General features: G+C 71.0%; 20 protein-coding genes. 18 read left to right on the top strand and 2 right to left on the bottom strand.

Going from position 1 to position 14897, the window contains the following annotated elements; all coding sequences use genetic code 11:
• The first annotated feature begins 4 nt into the window (after positions 1–4).
• From YWC_RS0100305 to YWC_RS0100240, 15 genes are all read left to right on the top strand, one after another.
• Positions 5–460, top strand: coding sequence for a hypothetical protein (locus YWC_RS0100305; protein WP_027863590.1), 456 nt, complete (start codon positions 5–7; stop codon positions 458–460).
• A 2-nt stretch (positions 461–462) separates the two neighbouring features.
• Positions 463–1137 (top strand): hypothetical protein, encoded by a 675-nt coding sequence (locus YWC_RS0100300; RefSeq protein WP_036212453.1) that lies wholly within the window; start codon positions 463–465, stop codon positions 1135–1137.
• 2 nt (positions 1138–1139) lie between these two features.
• Positions 1140–1580 (top strand): DUF3305 domain-containing protein, encoded by a 441-nt coding sequence (locus tag YWC_RS0100295; RefSeq protein ID WP_036212451.1) that lies wholly within the window; start codon positions 1140–1142, stop codon positions 1578–1580.
• 11 nt (positions 1581–1591) lie between these two features.
• Positions 1592–2098: a DUF3306 domain-containing protein gene (locus YWC_RS27715; protein ID WP_169728069.1), complete on the top strand. Its 507-nt coding sequence runs from the start codon at positions 1592–1594 to the stop codon at positions 2096–2098.
• A complete protein-coding gene (locus YWC_RS0100285; RefSeq protein ID WP_027863587.1) occupies positions 2095–3762 on the top strand; it encodes a 4Fe-4S binding protein in 1668 nt (555 codons plus the stop codon). Before YWC_RS27715 ends, YWC_RS0100285 begins: the two co-directional genes overlap by 4 nt.
• Before the next feature lie 154 nt (positions 3763–3916).
• Positions 3917–5620, top strand: coding sequence for an AMP-binding protein (locus YWC_RS0100280; RefSeq protein ID WP_027863586.1), 1704 nt, complete (start codon positions 3917–3919; stop codon positions 5618–5620).
• Between the two features lie 94 nt (positions 5621–5714).
• Positions 5715–5915 (top strand): hypothetical protein, encoded by a 201-nt coding sequence (locus YWC_RS33490; RefSeq protein WP_156923414.1) that lies wholly within the window; start codon positions 5715–5717, stop codon positions 5913–5915.
• Positions 5916–6065: 150 nt separating this feature from the next.
• Positions 6066–6509 carry a GreA/GreB family elongation factor gene (locus YWC_RS27710; protein ID WP_036212449.1) on the top strand — a complete coding sequence of 148 codons (444 nt, stop codon included), beginning with the start codon at positions 6066–6068 and terminating at the stop codon, positions 6507–6509.
• A 64-nt stretch (positions 6510–6573) separates the two neighbouring features.
• Positions 6574–6822 (top strand): hypothetical protein, encoded by a 249-nt coding sequence (locus tag YWC_RS33270; protein WP_169728068.1) that lies wholly within the window; start codon positions 6574–6576, stop codon positions 6820–6822.
• Positions 6815–7732, top strand: a complete 918-nt coding sequence (locus YWC_RS0100265) for a universal stress protein (RefSeq protein ID WP_169728067.1) — start codon at positions 6815–6817, stop codon at positions 7730–7732. The genes YWC_RS33270 and YWC_RS0100265 overlap by 8 nt, the downstream gene beginning before the upstream one ends.
• Before the next feature lie 25 nt (positions 7733–7757).
• Positions 7758–7970 (top strand): hypothetical protein, encoded by a 213-nt coding sequence (locus YWC_RS0100260; protein ID WP_156923413.1) that lies wholly within the window; start codon positions 7758–7760, stop codon positions 7968–7970.
• A 15-nt stretch (positions 7971–7985) separates the two neighbouring features.
• Entirely contained in the window at positions 7986–8636 is a 651-nt protein-coding gene (locus YWC_RS0100255) for a hypothetical protein (RefSeq protein WP_027863582.1), read from the top strand.
• Between the two features lie 65 nt (positions 8637–8701).
• Entirely contained in the window at positions 8702–9154 is a 453-nt protein-coding gene (locus YWC_RS27705) for a GreA/GreB family elongation factor (RefSeq protein WP_051306103.1), read from the top strand.
• On the top strand, positions 9151–9495 hold the full coding sequence (grpE, locus tag YWC_RS27700; RefSeq protein WP_051306102.1) for a nucleotide exchange factor GrpE: 345 nt from the start codon (positions 9151–9153) through the stop codon (positions 9493–9495). The genes YWC_RS27705 and grpE overlap by 4 nt, the downstream gene beginning before the upstream one ends.
• Positions 9496–9700: 205 nt before the next feature.
• Complete coding sequence (locus YWC_RS0100240) at positions 9701–9970, top strand: hypothetical protein (RefSeq protein WP_156923412.1); 270 nt, start codon at positions 9701–9703, stop codon at positions 9968–9970.
• Here YWC_RS0100240 and YWC_RS0100235 read toward each other — a convergent pair whose 3' ends face one another.
• Positions 9971–10579: a response regulator transcription factor gene (locus YWC_RS0100235; RefSeq protein ID WP_027863580.1), complete on the bottom strand. Its 609-nt coding sequence runs from the start codon at positions 10577–10579 to the stop codon at positions 9971–9973.
• A 4-nt stretch (positions 10580–10583) separates the two neighbouring features.
• The gene (locus YWC_RS27695) at positions 10584–12164 is read right to left on the bottom strand and encodes an ATP-binding protein (protein WP_051306101.1); all 1581 of its coding nucleotides are present in this window, start codon (positions 12162–12164) and stop codon (positions 10584–10586) included.
• Positions 12165–12321: 157 nt separating this feature from the next.
• On the opposite strand from YWC_RS27695, the gene YWC_RS0100225 reads away from it, so the two are divergent.
• From YWC_RS0100225 to YWC_RS0100215, 3 genes are all read left to right on the top strand, one after another.
• The gene (locus tag YWC_RS0100225) at positions 12322–13197 is read left to right on the top strand and encodes a universal stress protein (protein ID WP_027863579.1); all 876 of its coding nucleotides are present in this window, start codon (positions 12322–12324) and stop codon (positions 13195–13197) included.
• 124 nt (positions 13198–13321) lie between these two features.
• Positions 13322–14203 (top strand): hypothetical protein, encoded by an 882-nt coding sequence (locus YWC_RS0100220; protein ID WP_027863578.1) that lies wholly within the window; start codon positions 13322–13324, stop codon positions 14201–14203.
• Entirely contained in the window at positions 14196–14858 is a 663-nt protein-coding gene (locus YWC_RS0100215) for a hypothetical protein (RefSeq protein ID WP_027863577.1), read from the top strand. The genes YWC_RS0100220 and YWC_RS0100215 overlap by 8 nt, the downstream gene beginning before the upstream one ends.
• The last annotated feature ends 39 nt before the right edge of the window (positions 14859–14897 follow it).

The following is a 14897-nucleotide window of genomic DNA, read 5'->3' as shown; positions in this document are numbered from 1 at the left end:
CACCATGAAAGCATCCACCATCATCACCCACGGCGCGCTGGCCCTGCTTGCGGTGCTGGCCAGCGGCTGCGACCGCGGCCGCAACCCGAGCGTGGGCGGCATCGAACAGACCAAGTACCCGGGCCAGGTCACGGCCGGCGGGCGCACCGCGGGCGCCATCATCGCCAGCACGGCCAAGCCGGTCACCGACGCCACCTATGCCGGCGGGCAACCGGGCACTGCCGGCGGTTCAGGCGGCAATACCGGCGGCGCGCAACTCGGCGGCTCCACGACCGAAACCGGCGGCGGGCCGTCCTCCGGTGTAGCGCCGTCATCCGGTGCGCAGCAGGGAACGCAAACGCAGCCTGGCGACCACGGCAAACCGGCGGCGCCGGCGCCGGGCACGGTGGAGGCGCCGGCCGCCACCAATGCGGCCCCGCAAGGCCCCGCCGCGCCGGGAACACTGGGAGCCAAGCAATGAACATGAATACACATCGCGGACTGCGCTGGGTGCTGGCCGGCCTGCTGGCCTGCAGCGCTTCCAGCTGGGCGGCCTTGAAGCCGCCGACCCCGGCCCAGCAGCAGGAGGCCGCCGCCAAGAAGGCCGCCGCCGACGCCAAGGCGGCCAAGGACAAGGAGCTGCTGGCGGCCTCGATGGACGCAGTCAGCACGCGCTGGCGTACGCAGGCACCGTCAAAGGGCTGGAAGATCACGCCGCCGACCACGGTTGCCGCCGCACCCGCAGGGGTGGGGCAGGGGACCGCGCCGGGATTGGCCCCGGGCGTGGCCGGACCCGGCACCATGGCGCCCGGCCAGGTCGCCAATCCGGTGCCGCCTGGCGCCGCCCCGCCCGGCGCGGCCCGTGCCGCCGCTGCGGCAGGCATGGTGCCGCCGGGCGTCACGCCGCCCAGCGCCGGCATGCCGGCGGCGGCGCCCGCGAATGCGGCGCCCGGCACCGCCGCGGCCGCGCCCGCCACCGGCGCGGCGCCCTACAGTCCCCAGGCCCTGAACGCGGCCAACGTTCCGATCAAGAGCGAAAAGCTGGGCACTGCGGCGCCGAGCGAGGACGTCAAGGCCAGGCAGACCCGGTCCGTGCCCAAGGGCGCGGCCCCGGCCGTGGAGAAGGAACACAGTCCCAAGACGGCGAACAAGCAATGAAGATGGGAAGCATGCCAATCGCGGTGATCATGCAGCGCCGCGCGCTGCAGCACCGCTGGGCCGACGAGGCCTGGGAGGCGGTCGGCGTGGTGCCGGACCGCGGCAATCTGCCGCGCCTGCAGGTGCTGAGCGAGAGTCCGGAGCGCGACTACTACCTCGTCTCCGGCCTCGAACTCGAGCTGTACACCGACGAGAACGAAGGCTATTACGAGAACTGCATGGCGCCGGAATCGAAGGTGTTCGTGCTGTGGCGCATGGACGAGGGCAAGGCCATCCCGGTGCGCGCCTCGGTCAGCTACGTCGAGGGCACGCGCATGTTCGACTCGGGCGAACAGGCCGACGGCGTCGCCATGTCGGCCGAGATCTATGCTTGGGTGGCCGGCTACCTGCGCGAGCACTACCAGCCCAAGCCGCGCGGGCGCCGCGGCCGCCAGCACGGATGAGCGGGGCCAGGATGTCCGAAGAAGGTTTCTTCCGGCGCTGGGCGCGGCTGAAGTCATCCGGCGGAGATGCCGCGCCGGCTGAAGGCCCGCGCGCCCCGGCGCCCCCTGTACCCGCGAGCGAGCCTCCTGCGGACGCCATGCAGGAAGCGCAAGCGGCGCCGCGCGCACCCTTGCCGACCCTCGAAGACGCGGCGCGGCTCACCCCGGACGCCGACTTTTCCGCCTTCGTGGCCAAGGGCGTCGATCAATCGGTGCGGCGCCTGGCGCTCAAAAAACTGTTCGCCGATCCACATTTCAACGCGATCGACGGGCTCGATATCTACATGAATGACTACAACAAGGCGGCGCCGCTCACCCCGGCCATGCTGGCCTCGCTCAAGCATGCGCAGGGCCTGGTCACGCGCCTGTTCGACGACCGGCAGCAGCAGGCCGAGGCGGCGGCAGCGCAGGCACAGGAACAGCAGCCAGTGACGGAACACGAGCAGGCGCCGCCGTCCACACGACAAGGGAACGCATGAACATCCGCTTTACCGACAATCCGCCGCTCGACCCGGTCCAGGAAGGCCGCAATGTGCAGGCCCGGGGCGCGGCCATCCTGGCCGCCGACGCCATTCCCGTGTTCGAGCCGGCGATCACCGTCAGCTACCAGTCCAGCGGCCGCACCCTGGTGGTCGGCTCGGCCGAGCAGGCCCTGCCCTGGGCCGACCGGCTCGCCGGCGCGCTGCCGGTCACCGTGCTGCTGCTCGACAGCCAGCAAACCATGCCGGTGCGCCCCTATCCGGTCCAGGTGGCGCGCACCGTCGCGGTGGCTGGCTGGCTGGGCGCTTTCGAGGCGCGCTGGCAGGCGCCCGGCCAGCCGGTCCAGCAGGGCCGTTTCGACCTGGTGCTCGACCTCAGCCCGAGCCGCCTGATCCCCAGCCACCAGCGCCCGCACGGCTATTACGCGCCCGGCTACGACGAGGCCGCCCGCCTGGACGCCGTCGAGACCATGCTCGAGATGGTCGGCGACTTCGAGAAGCCCAAGTATTTCGCGTACAAGGAACGCACTTGCGCCCATGGCCGCAACGGCCAGAAGGGCTGCAGCGCCTGCATCGAGATCTGCTCGGCGCAGGCGATCCAGGACGATGGCGACCGGATCAAGGTCAATCCCTACCTGTGCGCCGGCTGTGGCGCCTGCTCCACGGCCTGCCCGACCGGCGCCATCAGCTATGCCTTCCCGCCGGCGGCGCTGACCGGCAAGCGCATGCAGGCGGCGCTGCGTTCCTACCGCGAGGGCGGCGGGCAGGATCCGGTCTTCGTGCTGCACGACCCCGAACACGGCGCCGCGCTGCTGGCCCAGCTCGGCGAGTCGCTGCCCGGGCGCGTGATTCCGCTGGCGCTGCAACATACCGCCTCGACCGGCATCGACGTCTGGTTCGCCGCCGTGGCCTATGGCGCGGCCGGCATCTCGGTGCTGCTGACGGGACGCGAGGCGCCCCAGTACGTCGCACTGCTGGACCAGCAGATGGAGATCGCCCAGGCGGTACTCGGCGGCCTCGGCTACGAAGGCCCGCATTTCCAGCTGCTGCGCGTCGATGCGCCGGACGAACTGGCGGTGGCGCTGCGCCACGCCCCGCGCGGCCGCACACCCGGCGAGCCGGCCGTGTTCCACCTGGCGAACGACAAGCGCAACACGCTCGACTACGCCCTCGAGCACCTGCACCGCCATGCGCCGCTGCAGCCCGAGCAGGTCGCGCTGCCGGCCGGCGCACCTTTCGGTGCGATCGAGGTCGACCGCAAGGCGTGCAGCCTGTGCATGTCCTGCGTCGGCGCCTGCCCGGCCGGGGCGCTGCAGGACGGGCAGGGCGCACCGCTGCTGCGCTTCATCGAGAAGAACTGCGTCCAGTGCGGCCTGTGCGCCGCTACCTGTCCGGAAAACGCCATCACGCTTGCACCGCGCCTGTCCTTCATGGAAACGCGGGCCCAGGCCGTGGTGCTCAACGAGTCCCAGCCCTTCCACTGCATCCGCTGCGACCAGCCCTTCGGCACCCTGCAGATGGTCGAAAACATGCTCGGTCGCCTGGCCTCGCATCCCGCTTTCAGCGGCCACCTCGACCGCCTGCGCATGTGCGGCGATTGCCGCGTCATCGACATGATGGAGCCGCGTGACGAGATGCGCGTCACCGCCCTCAGGCGAGACTGATGTTCGTGGAGTGACCGGCTGTGGGTGATCTGGTCCATTGGACCGTGATCCAGTCCACTGGACTGGATCACCCCCCTACAACAGCGCCTGAATACATGGCAGAATGGCCAGGGATGGCCAACGCGGCCATGCCACCCAGCGACCAGGAGACACCATGACGCCGACCCAGCGCTTTCTGCAAGCGCGCGACTTCCTGCTACAGCATCGCCTCGACTACGACACCGCCTACCGCGAGTACCGGCAGCCCCGGCTCGACGCCTTCAACTGGGGCCTGGACTACTTCGACCAGATGGCCAGGGACAACCACGCTACCGCGCTGTGGGTAGTCGAAGAAGACGGCCTCGAGCAGAAGATCTCGTTCGCGGACATGGCCTCGCGTTCGTGCCAGGTGGCCGAGTACCTGCAGTTATGCGGGGTCAAGCGCGGCGACCGCGTGCTCCTGATGCTGCCCAACCGGGTCGAGCTGTGGGAAATCATGCTGGCCGGGATCAAGCTCGGCGCCGTGCTGGTGCCGACCACCATGCTGGTCTCGGGCGCCGACCTGCAGGACCGCCTCGAGCGCGGCCGTGTCAGGCACGTCATCGCCCAGGCGTCCGAGGCGCACAAGTTCGAGGGCATGGCGGGCAGCTTCACCCGCATCGCCGTGGGCGCCGCAGCCGGCGAGAAGCCGGAGGGCTGGCGCGATTTCGCCGACAGCCGCGACGTCCTGTCCGTTTTCACCCCAAAAGGCGAGACCCGCGCCACCGACCCGCTGCTGCTGTACTTCACCTCCGGCACCACGGCCAAGCCCAAGCTGGTGCTGCACAGCCACCAGAGCTACCCGGTCGGCCACCTGTCGACCATGTACTGGATCGGCCTGCAGCCGGGCGACGTCCACTGGAACATCTCCTCGCCGGGCTGGGCCAAGCACGCCTGGAGCTGTTTCTTCGCTCCCTGGAACGCGGGCGCCGCCATCTTCGTCTACAACTACGAGCGCTTCTCCGCCAAGGCCGCGCTCGACACGATCCAGCGCTGCGGCGTGACCTCGCTGTGCGCGCCGCCGACGGTGTGGCGCATGATGATCAAGGAAAACCTGAGCGCCTGGCGCCCGCCGCTGCGCGAGCTGGTGGGCGCCGGCGAGCCGCTCAACCCGGAGGTGATCGAGCAGGTGGAGCAGGCCTGGGGCATCCGCATCCGCGACGGCTTCGGCCAGTCGGAAAGCACCTGCCAGATCGGCAATCCGCCGGGCCAGCCGATCAAGCCCGGTTCGATGGGCCGGCCGCTGCCGGGCTACCGGGTGGCGCTGCTCGACATCGACGAGCAGCCCGCCGAGGAAGGCGAGATCGCGCTGTCGCTCGACCCGGCGCCGCTGGGCCTGATGATGTGCTACGAGGGCGACGACGAAAAGACCGCCCACGTCATGCGCGCCGGCCACTACCATACGGGCGACACCGCCACGGTCGACGGGGACGGCTATTATTTCTACGTCGGGCGCAACGACGACGTGTTCAAGTCCTCGGACTACCGCATCAGCCCCTTCGAGCTCGAGAGCGTCCTGATCGAGCACGAAGCCGTGCTGGAGGCGGCGATCGTGCCGAGCCCGGACCCGCTGCGGCTGTCGGTGCCGAAGGCCTTCGTCACCCTGCGCCAGGGCGTCCTGCCTTCCCGCGAGCTGGCGGCTGCGCTGTTCGCGTTCGCGCGCGAGCGGCTGGCGCCGTACAAGCGCATCCGGCGCATCGAGTTCCGCGAGCTGCCCAAGACGATCTCGGGCAAGATCCGGCGCGTCGAGCTGCGCAAGGAAGAAGCCGGGCGCGCCGCCGGGGCTGCGCAGGCGCAAGGGCAGGGCGTGGAGTACCGCGAGGAAGAGTTCCCTGCCTGAGCCGCCCCGTACCTGGCGGGGCGCGCCGTTCGCGCCCGGTCCAGCTCGGTTGACGAAAAAAACAGGTGGTATATACTGGTCCGGTATCCAATTGATGAAATCCGACCTCGGCATGCGCTGCATTTCTTCCTACGGCATTGGTTGTTCCTCCAGCGTGCGGACCCCGCGCGCTGTTGCCGTGTGCGCTGCCGGCGTCTCGCAGGTTTTCTCCCACCTTCCCCTGTCGCTCGGACTGAGCGTCTTCCACGCTCGTCTCGCACAATTGTCGACGCGCGATCTCGCCTGCCTCTCCTGAGCTCGGCGAGAGCCGGCGAAGCCCAGCTTCCCGATTCTCCCGAGCCCCCTCCAAAGCATCGTCTGAAGCGCTGCGCATATGCGGATGCATTTGCCGCGGCACGCCATTCGTTCTTATTGGCCAGCCTGAACGGGCTGGGAAAGGCAAGCCATGTGCACCACTACTTACCTCAGCCAGCACGACCTGGCTGTCCTGACACGCTTCGTGCGGGCACGATCGGCCGACCCTTGCCGGGTCGAGGCCGCCGTGCGCCGCCTCGCGCACCTGACCGCGGTATCGCGCACGCTTCCCAGCGGCGATAGCGACGACGGCGCGCGCCGCGTCTCGCTCGGCGCGAGCGTGCGCTACCGCGTCGCCGCCTGCGGCACCGCGATCCACCAACGCACCCGGGGCGGCGCCGACCTGGATACCGTCGTCATCGCCTGTCCGCAGGATGCGCAAGCCATGACGCCGCGTGTTTCGGTGCTGGCCCCGCTTGCGCTGGGCCTGCTCGGCCACGCCGAGGGCTGCACCGTGGACGTCGACCTGGCCCTCGGGCGCACCCTGCGCCTGGAAATCGTCGAGGTCCAGCCGCCCGCGGCCCTGCCGGTCTGAGTCCGGCCCGCGCCCGGCGCGACGGACCATCCATCCTCTCTCACCAACGCTTGAAGGAGAAGCCATGACCGATATCCAGCACAAGCCAGCGCCGGGGCGCAAGCCCGGCATCGAAGAGCGCATCGCGGCCGCGGGCCAGCGTATCGCGGCCTTGCAGCGGCGGCTGGATGAAGCGCTTGCCGAGCTGGCCCACACGCGCGGGCGCGCGGCCGCCGGACTCGCACAGGCCGAGCGCTACGGGCATGAGCAGCCGGCCAGCGCGCCGGCACATGGCACGCCAGAGGACAGCATTCATGGAGTACACCGTGCGTAGAATCGACCGGATCTTGCTCGCGATACACCAGGCCCATCCCGGCCGCGTGGAAATGCGCGCCTCGCTGCTGGCGCCCGCGCTGGGCGTCGAGGCCTTCGACGTGCTGGCCGTCAAGCGCGCCGGCAACGGCCTGCGTCCCACCACCGCCTACAGCCACGTCCAGGTGGATGGCGGCAGGCTCAGGGCGCTGGTCGATGGCGAAGCCAGGGCGCTCGGCAGCTTCCCGCCGCCGGACGCGCTGGACAAGGTGTGGATGGTCCGGCGCGGCCATCCGGCCGACGTGATCGCGGTCACGGCCGACAGCATCCAGGCCGACCTGACGCTGATGGCGGGCAGCGGGAGGCCGCGCCTGCCGCTGTGGGCGCGTCCCTCGCGTGACGCCGACGTCGTGCGCCTGTGCCGCGGCGCCGTGCTGCTGGTGCACGGCGAGCCGCGCCACGATTACCGCAACGTGGTGGTGGCGACCGACTTTTCGCGCGCTTCGCTGGCGGCGGCGCGCACGGCGGCGCTGCTGGCGCCGAGCGCCCGTTTCGTGTTCGTGCACGCTTTCCAGCAGCCCGAAACCGCCATGATGCGCGAGCTGGAGCTGCCGCCGCGCGTCATCCGCTCCTACCGGGAGCAGGGCTGGGAAGCCGCGCGCAGGAAGCTCGACGAATTCGTCGAGCTGTTCCTGCACGATGTGCCCCCAGGGCGGCGCGAAGTGCACGCCGGCCGCGCGTACGAGGTCATTCGCGACTGCGTGCGGCGCCAGCAGGCCGACCTGCTGGTGCTGGGACGGGGCGCCTGCCATCCCGGCGCGCGGCTGTCGAGCACCAACGTGATGCAAAAGCTGATGGACGAGGGCGCATGCGACCTCCTGGTCGGACCGGACCGGCAGGGCGACGGCAGCGACCGCCGACTGGCCGCGTGAATCAATCGAAGCTGGAGGAATGGACATGAAGTGGAATCGAGCGGAAGGGGACAACCCGGATGCGGCCGCGCAGGCGCGGCACGGCATGGAAAGGAAGGGCAGGCGCCGGTTCGCGAAGCGGCTGCTCCAACGCAGCGCCCGCTGGCGGCGCATGGTGGCCGGCGGCATGGCAGCCGGGATGGCGGCGATGCTGGCCAGCCTGCTGGTGCTGGGCGAGGCCGCGGCCATGATGATTTGATCGAGGAGGAATGATGTGGATACCACCACCATGCCGCAGGGCGGCCTCACCCGACACCCCGCCGCCGGCTCGGCTGCGGGCGAGATGCAGGTGCTCCACTGGCAAGCACACCCGTGCTGGCCGGTAAGGCATAACGCCAGGCGCGCGCTGGCGGCGCTGCGTGCCGGTGCGGGCGCCGTGCTGCTGGTGCGCGCCGGCCGGCAACCCCTTGAGCGCCGCGACGGCCAGGCGCTGTTCCCGACGGACTTGTCGCCATCCTCCCTGGACAGCCTGCGCCTGGCGATGCGCACGCAGCCGCGCATGCGCTTCACGCTCCTGCACGGCTGCCGTGTCGGCGGCGAAGGCAGCATGCGCACCGCGGGTGTCGGCGACGCCGCGCTCGATGCCTGCCGCCGCCGCAGCGAAGGCGCGGCGCGCGCGGCGCTCTGGCGCTTCGCCGCGCAGTTGCCGCCGCGCGAGGTCCGCCCGGTGCTCATGGTGCTGCGCCAGCCGTGGCACGCGGCGGTCGCGGCGCATGCCGCCATGGCCCGCCCGGACCTGCTGGTGCTGGCCGATGGCGGGGGCGGTCCCTGGGCGGCGTGGCGCTGGCGCGCGAGCCTGCGCGCACTGCTGGCCCGCACCGAGTGCGACCTGCTGCTGCTGCCGCCGCCTGCGCGTGCAGACTGATTCCTCCGGCGCCCGGCCGGTTTCCTGACTGTCGACCAGCCCACCGTGGCTGGGAAAGGCATTGTATGTGCAACAAGCATTACCTGAGCCAGCACGACCTGGCGATCCTCCATCGGTTCGCACGCGAACAGGGCATCGGTGCGGAGGTGCGCGACCCGTCCGGACGCAAGCTCGCCGCCTTGCTCGCCTCGTCCCTGCCGCTGCCCGAGACCGACGCCGCGCCGCGCCACGTGTCGCTGGGGGCGACGGTTCATTACCGGTCCGACGGCGCGCGCGACCTGAGTTCGATCGTGATCGCCTGCCCCTATGACGCCAACGCCCTGCTGGCGCGGGTGACCATCCTGTCGCCCTTGGCGCTGGGACTGCTCGGGCATGCCGAAGGCTGCAGCGTGGAGATCGAGCTGCCGAACGCGCGCTCCATGCTGGTCGACATTGTCGGGGTGGACGCACCGGCGCGCATCCCGCCGCCGGCCCCATACCACCCAGTTTGCAACCCACCGGAAAGGAGAACCCCATGACCGAGATGAACTGTGCCGGGTCGTTCCACCCGCAAGACGGTCCGCGTACCGCGGGCGGCATCGAGGAGCGCATCGCCGCCACCGGACGCCGTATCGCGGCGCTGCAGCGCCAGCTGGATGGGGCAATGGAGGAACTCGGCCATGCACGGCGGCGCGCCACGGCCGATCTCGCGCTCGCGGCCCGGTATGGACACCAGGACCTGGCCCTGGCCTTGCTGCCGTTCCGGGATGCGCTCGAAGCCGCGCTGGCGGTGCGCACCGGCGACGCCGCCGCCCTGCGCGAAGGCCTGGTGCTGGCCGGTCGCCAGCTCGACGCGGCGCTGGCACGCCGGCACGGCTGACGGCATGATTCCCGTCACTCCCATCGTCATGTACCGGTTGCGCCGGATGCGAGGCCACGCCGGCCTCGCCTGGGCTCGGGATTGCGTCGGCGCGGCCTTCTGGCCCGCTACTACGCAGCTCCCGAGCCCCCTTGCGACGACGACCCGCGGCCCAGGCGCCGCGACATGATGAATGCCCCGCAGCAGGGGCGAACTGGAGGACGGAATGTCAATGTATCGACCGGGATTGTTTGGCCGGGATGCGGCGCTGCGCGCCAAGCAGCGGATGGAACAGCGCATGGAGCGGCGCAGCAAGCGGCGCCTGGCGAAGCACCTGTTGGAGCGCAATGCGCAATGGCGGCGCACGGTGCTCAAGGCCATGGCCGCCGCCCTGGCGGCGTTGCTGGCCGGGCAGCTGCTGTTCGGCGAGGTCGCCGTCGCACAGCCGGGCGGCGCGCCGCCTGCCGCGCAGGGCGAGGCGCTGCGCGCGGCCTGACTATCCGATCGGGTTCTGCAGGTGCTGGCGGACCAGGTCCGCGATCGAATCCACCTGCAGTTTCTCCATCACCCGCGACTTGTGCACTTCCACGGTGCGCACGCTGATCCCGAGTTCTTCGGCGATCTCGCGGTTGTGCCGCCCCGCCACGACCAGCTCCATCACCTCGCGTTCGCGCGGGGTCAGGCTGGCGTGGCGTTTCAGGTACTCGGGCGAAGCCTGGCCGGCGCCCGGCTGCGCCGCCCGCGCCAGCGCTTCTTCGACGGCCGCGACCAGCGGCCCTTCCTGCAGCGGCTTCTCCAGGAAATCCACGGCTTCCGAGCGGAACGCTTCGCGCGCCGAATGCACGTCGCCATGGCCGGTGATGATCAGGACCGGCAGGCGGCTGCCCAGTTCGCGCAGCTTCTTCTGCAGGCTCAATCCATCCATTCCCGGCATGCGGATGTCGAGCAGCAGGCATCCGCCGGCCTCGCTCGTCCACGCGCGCAGGAACGAATCCGCGTCGGAGAAGAAAGCAGTCCGGTAGCCATGCAGGCTCAGCAGCAGGCCGAGCGCGTCGCGCACGGCGGCATCGTCGTCGACGATGTACACGGTCTGGTTGCGGTTCATGTGACTAGGTCCTTTCGCCGTCCCCGGTGTGGGCCGGCAGGGTGATTCTCAGGATGGCGTGGCGCCCCGGTTCGACGCTGAGTGCGCCGCCGTGGGTCTCGATGATGGCGCGGCTGATCGCCAGTCCCAGGCCCAGGCCGCTGGATTTCAGCGAAATGAAGGGTTCGAACAGGCGCGCCCGGATCTTGTCGGCGATGCCCGGGCCGTTGTCGGCGATGCGGATCCATACCGAGTCGCCCTCCACGCCGGCGTCCAGCGCGATCCGGCGTTCGACGCCCGCCGGCATCGAGGCCACCGCGTGAATGGCGTTCGACAGCAGGTTGCGCAGCACGATCTCGAGCTGCACCCGGTCGCCCAGCACGCAGGCGTCGGGCAGCGGCCCCGCTTCCAGGCGCACGCCTTCCCGGGCCGCCTGGTCGGCGAAGGACGCGAGCATGTCGCCCACCAGCGCGGGCAGGGCCACCGGCGCGAGCGAGGTGGTCCCGGTACGGAAGAACTCGCGCAGGCGCTTGAGCACCTCCGAGGCGCGCTGCGATTCCGCGACCATGGCGCGGATGGTCTTCTGCAGCAGTTCCTCGCTGTCGCCGCGCGCCATCAGGCGCTCGCAGGCTCTGCCGTACATCGACAGGGCGGTCAGCGGCTGGTTCAGTTCATGCGCGACCGCGCCTGCCATCTCGCCGGCCGCCGCCAGCCGCAGCGAATGGCGTAGCTCATGGCTGGCGCGGCGCGCGACGTCGACGGCGATGCCGATCAGGAAGCCGGACAGGGTCAGGGTGAGCACCAGCATCTGCACGTTCGGCATCTGGGCGGCATAGGCGATCGGGCGCAGCGAGGCCACGGTGACGCCGATCTCGAGCACCAGGGCGGCCGTGACCGCGCCGGCCATGCCCTGGCGCGCGGCCGACCAGGCCAGCGGCAGGATCAGGAGGTAGTAGGCCAGCGATTCCGGCGCGGGCCGCTGCAGCGCGACCGCCAGCACCGCGGCCATCAGGGCGATGTAGGCGGCGGTTTCCCAGCGCAGGATCCGGCCGAGGTAGGCCGCGCGCAGCTCCTCGTCGAGCAGGAACTGGCAGATCGGCACCACCACCAGCATGCCCGCCGTCTCGGCGATCGCGTAGCGCGCCACCACGTCCAGCCAACCGCGCGTGGCGAACACCTCCGGCCCGTGCAGCATGCTGGCGTAGGCGAGGGCGCCGGCCAGGCTGCCGATGGTGGCGAACACCGCCCACAGCAGCAGGCCCTGGTGGCTGGCATGGAAGGCGCTGCCGGGCAGGTGGCGGCGCATTGCCGTGCCCACGGCCAGGTAGATGGCCGGAGGCAGCAGCCCGATAAGGAGCGAGAATGCCGGCCGCGCCGGCAGGGCCGGGGTGATCGCGGCCGCCAGCAGGGCGGCCAGGACCAGTGGCAGGGCCGCCCGACGCCCGCAGCGCAGGACCAGGAACAGCGCCAGGCCCGCCGCGGGGTGCCAGACCGGGGCGATGGTCTGGTGGCGCGCCTCGGGACCGCTGGTCACGTCCAGGGCGACATAGGCAAGGCAGAAAGCACCGCCGAGCCAGGCGGCGCGGACGGCACGGAGATCGAACATGGCGGATTCCTCGGATGCGCCCCGTCGTGTCGGGCGCGCCAGGCTAAGGGCTTCCCTTACGCGGGCTGCGGATGTGGTGGCACCGGCGCCTCATTATACTGGAGGCGTCGGGCAGCCGTCGATGCGCAGGGAGCGCACTGGGCGCCCTGGAGGACCGATGGAGATGACGAAGGAGGGCGCGGCGCGCGACTGGACGCTGGTTGCGGCCGAATGGTCCGACCGGACCGTGCAGGTGGCGCGCCGCGCCGCCTGCCTCGCGCAGCAGCGTGGAGAGCGGGGCCTGCTGGTGCACTTCCATCATTACGGTCTCCAGCATCTGGTGCGCGGCATGAGCGCCGAGGCCTGCGCGCGGCACCAGCGCGAACGCCTGGAGCAGCTCGCCCAGCTGGTCGAGCGCCAGACCGGATTCCTGTTCGAGGTCGAAGCCCAGCGCGGCTCGCCGCGCAGCGGGGCCGAGCTGTGCAAGCGCTTCGGCCAGGCGCGCCTGAGCGTGGTCGAGGCCTACCGGGCCTGGGGCCCGGGCCGCCATGGCTTGCGCCTCGCACCAGGCATCGCGCAGGGCGCCGCACACCCGGTGCTGATGGTCAGGCGCGACGCCGCGCATGCCTATCGGCGCGCCCTGGTGCTGGTCGACCCCGCGGTTTCCGTGAGCGAGACGCTCGCGCACCTCGGCGGCGTCGCGCCCGGGGCCGAGATCGTGCTGCTGGCGGCGCTCGATCGCAAGGGCGAGAACCGGCTGCGCGCCTCCGGCGCCGGCGAAGACCGGATCGAGGCCTTGGTCCAGCAACAGCGCGAAGACGCCCTGCAAGCCATGGGGGCTCCCGACGGCGTCGTGCGCATCGTCGAGCATGGCTACGCGCCCACCGTGCTCCAGTATGCGGAGCGGCGCCTGCAACCCGACCTCCTGGTGCTGCCAAACGAGCGGACGGCGCGGCTGCGGCGCGTATTCCTGCGCAGCCTGGTCGGCGAGGCGCTGGTCCGCTCCGACTGCGACATCCTGGCACTGCCGGCCAGCCCGGCGCCCGCTGCCTAGGCGCAATCTAAGGGTTTCCCGTACGGACCCGGGCGAATAGGCAGCCCTGCCGATTTCACCGATACTGCCGCCGGCCGCGCGCTGTCGCAGCGCGGCCGGCCGTCCTATGCACGAAGAGAATCACATGGATCTGAACAAGAATTTCATCAAGACGAAGCGTCCCTGTACGGAAGGCTTCCGCTGGTTCCTGCAACACCACGCGCAGGGCAGCGACTACCAGCCCCTGCTCGACGCCCTGGTCGCCGCCGGACGGGTGGACGACGCCTGCTGGCTGCTGGCCCAGTTCGGCCCGACCTCGGCGGTGATGACGGTCGACGCGATCGAGGCCGAGGCCCTGGTGTTTGCCGGCTCGCTCGAGGTGAAGGGCAACATCGAGATCGACACCGTGCTCCGGACCGGCGGCGCCATCCGCACCGGCGGCGGCATCCGCGCCGGCCAGTCGATCGAAGGCGGCGACGACATCCGCGCCGGCGGCGGCATCCAGTGCGCCGGCACGCTGAAGGCCGGGGGCGGCGTCGACGCCGGCTGGGGCATCCATGTGCTGGGCGACATGCGCGTGGCCGGCTCCCTGCGCGCCGGCTGGGACATCGCCTGCGGCGGCACGCTGTCCCTCGATGGCGAATGCAGCGCGGGACACGAGATCGTGCTGGGCGGCCCGGCGCGCTGCGAGCAGGGCATCCGCGCGGGCGGCGCGATCACGGGGCAGGCGGACATCCGCGCCGGCCGCGGCATCGAATCGGGCGGCAGCATCGAGAGCGGCGGGCATCTCGAGGCCGCCTGGGGCATCAAGGCCAACGGCGCCCTCGCCGCCGCGGGGGCGATCCGGGCCGGCGAAAGCCTGACGGCCGGCGAAGAGATCCGCGCCGGGGAAGGCTACGGCGTGTTCGCCGGTCTGGCGATCCAGCAGGACCGCTGGGACTGCAGCGCGCAGGTGCACGCGAGCGAACGGCCACGCCAACTGCTGAGCGGCCATTGGGTGCCGCGCTGCGGAGCTGCCGATGGCTAGCATGATCCTGGCGCCCGGCTTCGGCTGGGCCTGGCAGCGTCCCGCGGAACTGCGGATCGACGTGGTGCATCGCCCCGACGACCTGGGGCGCGAGCTCGATGAACTGTACCGCCGCATGCAGCGCCCCGGCCACCGGCTGCACGGGATGGCCACCGTGCCGGTGGCGCCCGGCGAATATCCCGGGCTGGTGTTCCGCCACCGTGAGGCCGACGGCGAGCATTACGTGTATGCGGAAGACCTCCAGCTGCGCCGCCTGGCGGGCTACACGGTGTTCAACCGCCTGGTCGAGCTGGACCGGCGCGCCGACCGCTACCTGCGCGCGCCGCATTCCAAGTTTGCGCCTCCCTACCAGCGCAAGGGGATCGCGACCGCGATCTACCGCTGGTGGCTGCAGGGCGGGAACTGCCTGATCAGCGGCGCGCGGCAGTCGGCCGGCGCCCATGCGCTCTGGCTGTCGCTGGCGCGGCGGCGCGAATTGCTGTACGTAGCGCTGCGCGACAAGAAGCTGCGCCAGCAGGCGCCAGGCGCCGCGCCCTGCCTGGGCGACGATTTCCATATCCGGATGATCCTGCTCGGCAACGGCTGGAGCGCGGAGCGGCTGGCGTCCAGCGCCGGAATGCTGCCCTGCGATCCGCAGGCGCCGGCGCCGGCCTGACCGCGCCGCGGCGCATCAAAATGTGCGGCATCGCAGCAG

Origin of the sequence: Massilia alkalitolerans DSM 17462 (assembly GCF_000427785.1) — a bacterium.
Taxonomy (GTDB): Bacteria; Pseudomonadota; Gammaproteobacteria; order Burkholderiales; family Burkholderiaceae_D; genus Telluria; species Telluria alkalitolerans.
This window is presented reverse-complemented; position numbering and strand designations above follow the sequence as displayed.

Bases quoted from the DNA above. Each gene is read 5' to 3' on its own strand.
- YWC_RS27705 (WP_051306103.1), top strand. From the start codon at position 8,702: ATGTGCAACAAGCATTACCTGAGCCAGCACGACCTGGCGATCCTCCAT.
- YWC_RS0100235 (WP_027863580.1), bottom strand. From the start codon at position 10,579: ATGAACCGCAACCAGACCGTGTACATCGTCGACGACGATGCCGCCGTG.
- YWC_RS0100295 (WP_036212451.1), top strand. From the start codon at position 1,140: ATGGGAAGCATGCCAATCGCGGTGATCATGCAGCGCCGCGCGCTGCAG.
- YWC_RS0100260 (WP_156923413.1), top strand. From the start codon at position 7,758: ATGAAGTGGAATCGAGCGGAAGGGGACAACCCGGATGCGGCCGCGCAG.
- YWC_RS27695 (WP_051306101.1), bottom strand. From the start codon at position 12,164: ATGTTCGATCTCCGTGCCGTCCGCGCCGCCTGGCTCGGCGGTGCTTTC.
- YWC_RS0100305 (WP_027863590.1), top strand. From the start codon at position 5: ATGAAAGCATCCACCATCATCACCCACGGCGCGCTGGCCCTGCTTGCG.
- YWC_RS0100220 (WP_027863578.1), top strand. From the start codon at position 13,322: ATGGATCTGAACAAGAATTTCATCAAGACGAAGCGTCCCTGTACGGAA.
- YWC_RS0100285 (WP_027863587.1), top strand. From the start codon at position 2,095: ATGAACATCCGCTTTACCGACAATCCGCCGCTCGACCCGGTCCAGGAA.
- YWC_RS0100215 (WP_027863577.1), top strand. From the start codon at position 14,196: ATGGCTAGCATGATCCTGGCGCCCGGCTTCGGCTGGGCCTGGCAGCGT.
- YWC_RS0100240 (WP_156923412.1), top strand. From the start codon at position 9,701: ATGTCAATGTATCGACCGGGATTGTTTGGCCGGGATGCGGCGCTGCGC.
- YWC_RS0100280 (WP_027863586.1), top strand. From the start codon at position 3,917: ATGACGCCGACCCAGCGCTTTCTGCAAGCGCGCGACTTCCTGCTACAG.
- YWC_RS0100300 (WP_036212453.1), top strand. From the start codon at position 463: ATGAATACACATCGCGGACTGCGCTGGGTGCTGGCCGGCCTGCTGGCC.
- YWC_RS33270 (WP_169728068.1), top strand. From the start codon at position 6,574: ATGACCGATATCCAGCACAAGCCAGCGCCGGGGCGCAAGCCCGGCATC.
- YWC_RS27710 (WP_036212449.1), top strand. From the start codon at position 6,066: ATGTGCACCACTACTTACCTCAGCCAGCACGACCTGGCTGTCCTGACA.
- YWC_RS27715 (WP_169728069.1), top strand. From the start codon at position 1,592: ATGTCCGAAGAAGGTTTCTTCCGGCGCTGGGCGCGGCTGAAGTCATCC.
- grpE (WP_051306102.1), top strand. From the start codon at position 9,151: ATGACCGAGATGAACTGTGCCGGGTCGTTCCACCCGCAAGACGGTCCG.
- YWC_RS0100225 (WP_027863579.1), top strand. From the start codon at position 12,322: ATGGAGATGACGAAGGAGGGCGCGGCGCGCGACTGGACGCTGGTTGCG.
- YWC_RS33490 (WP_156923414.1), top strand. From the start codon at position 5,715: ATGAAATCCGACCTCGGCATGCGCTGCATTTCTTCCTACGGCATTGGT.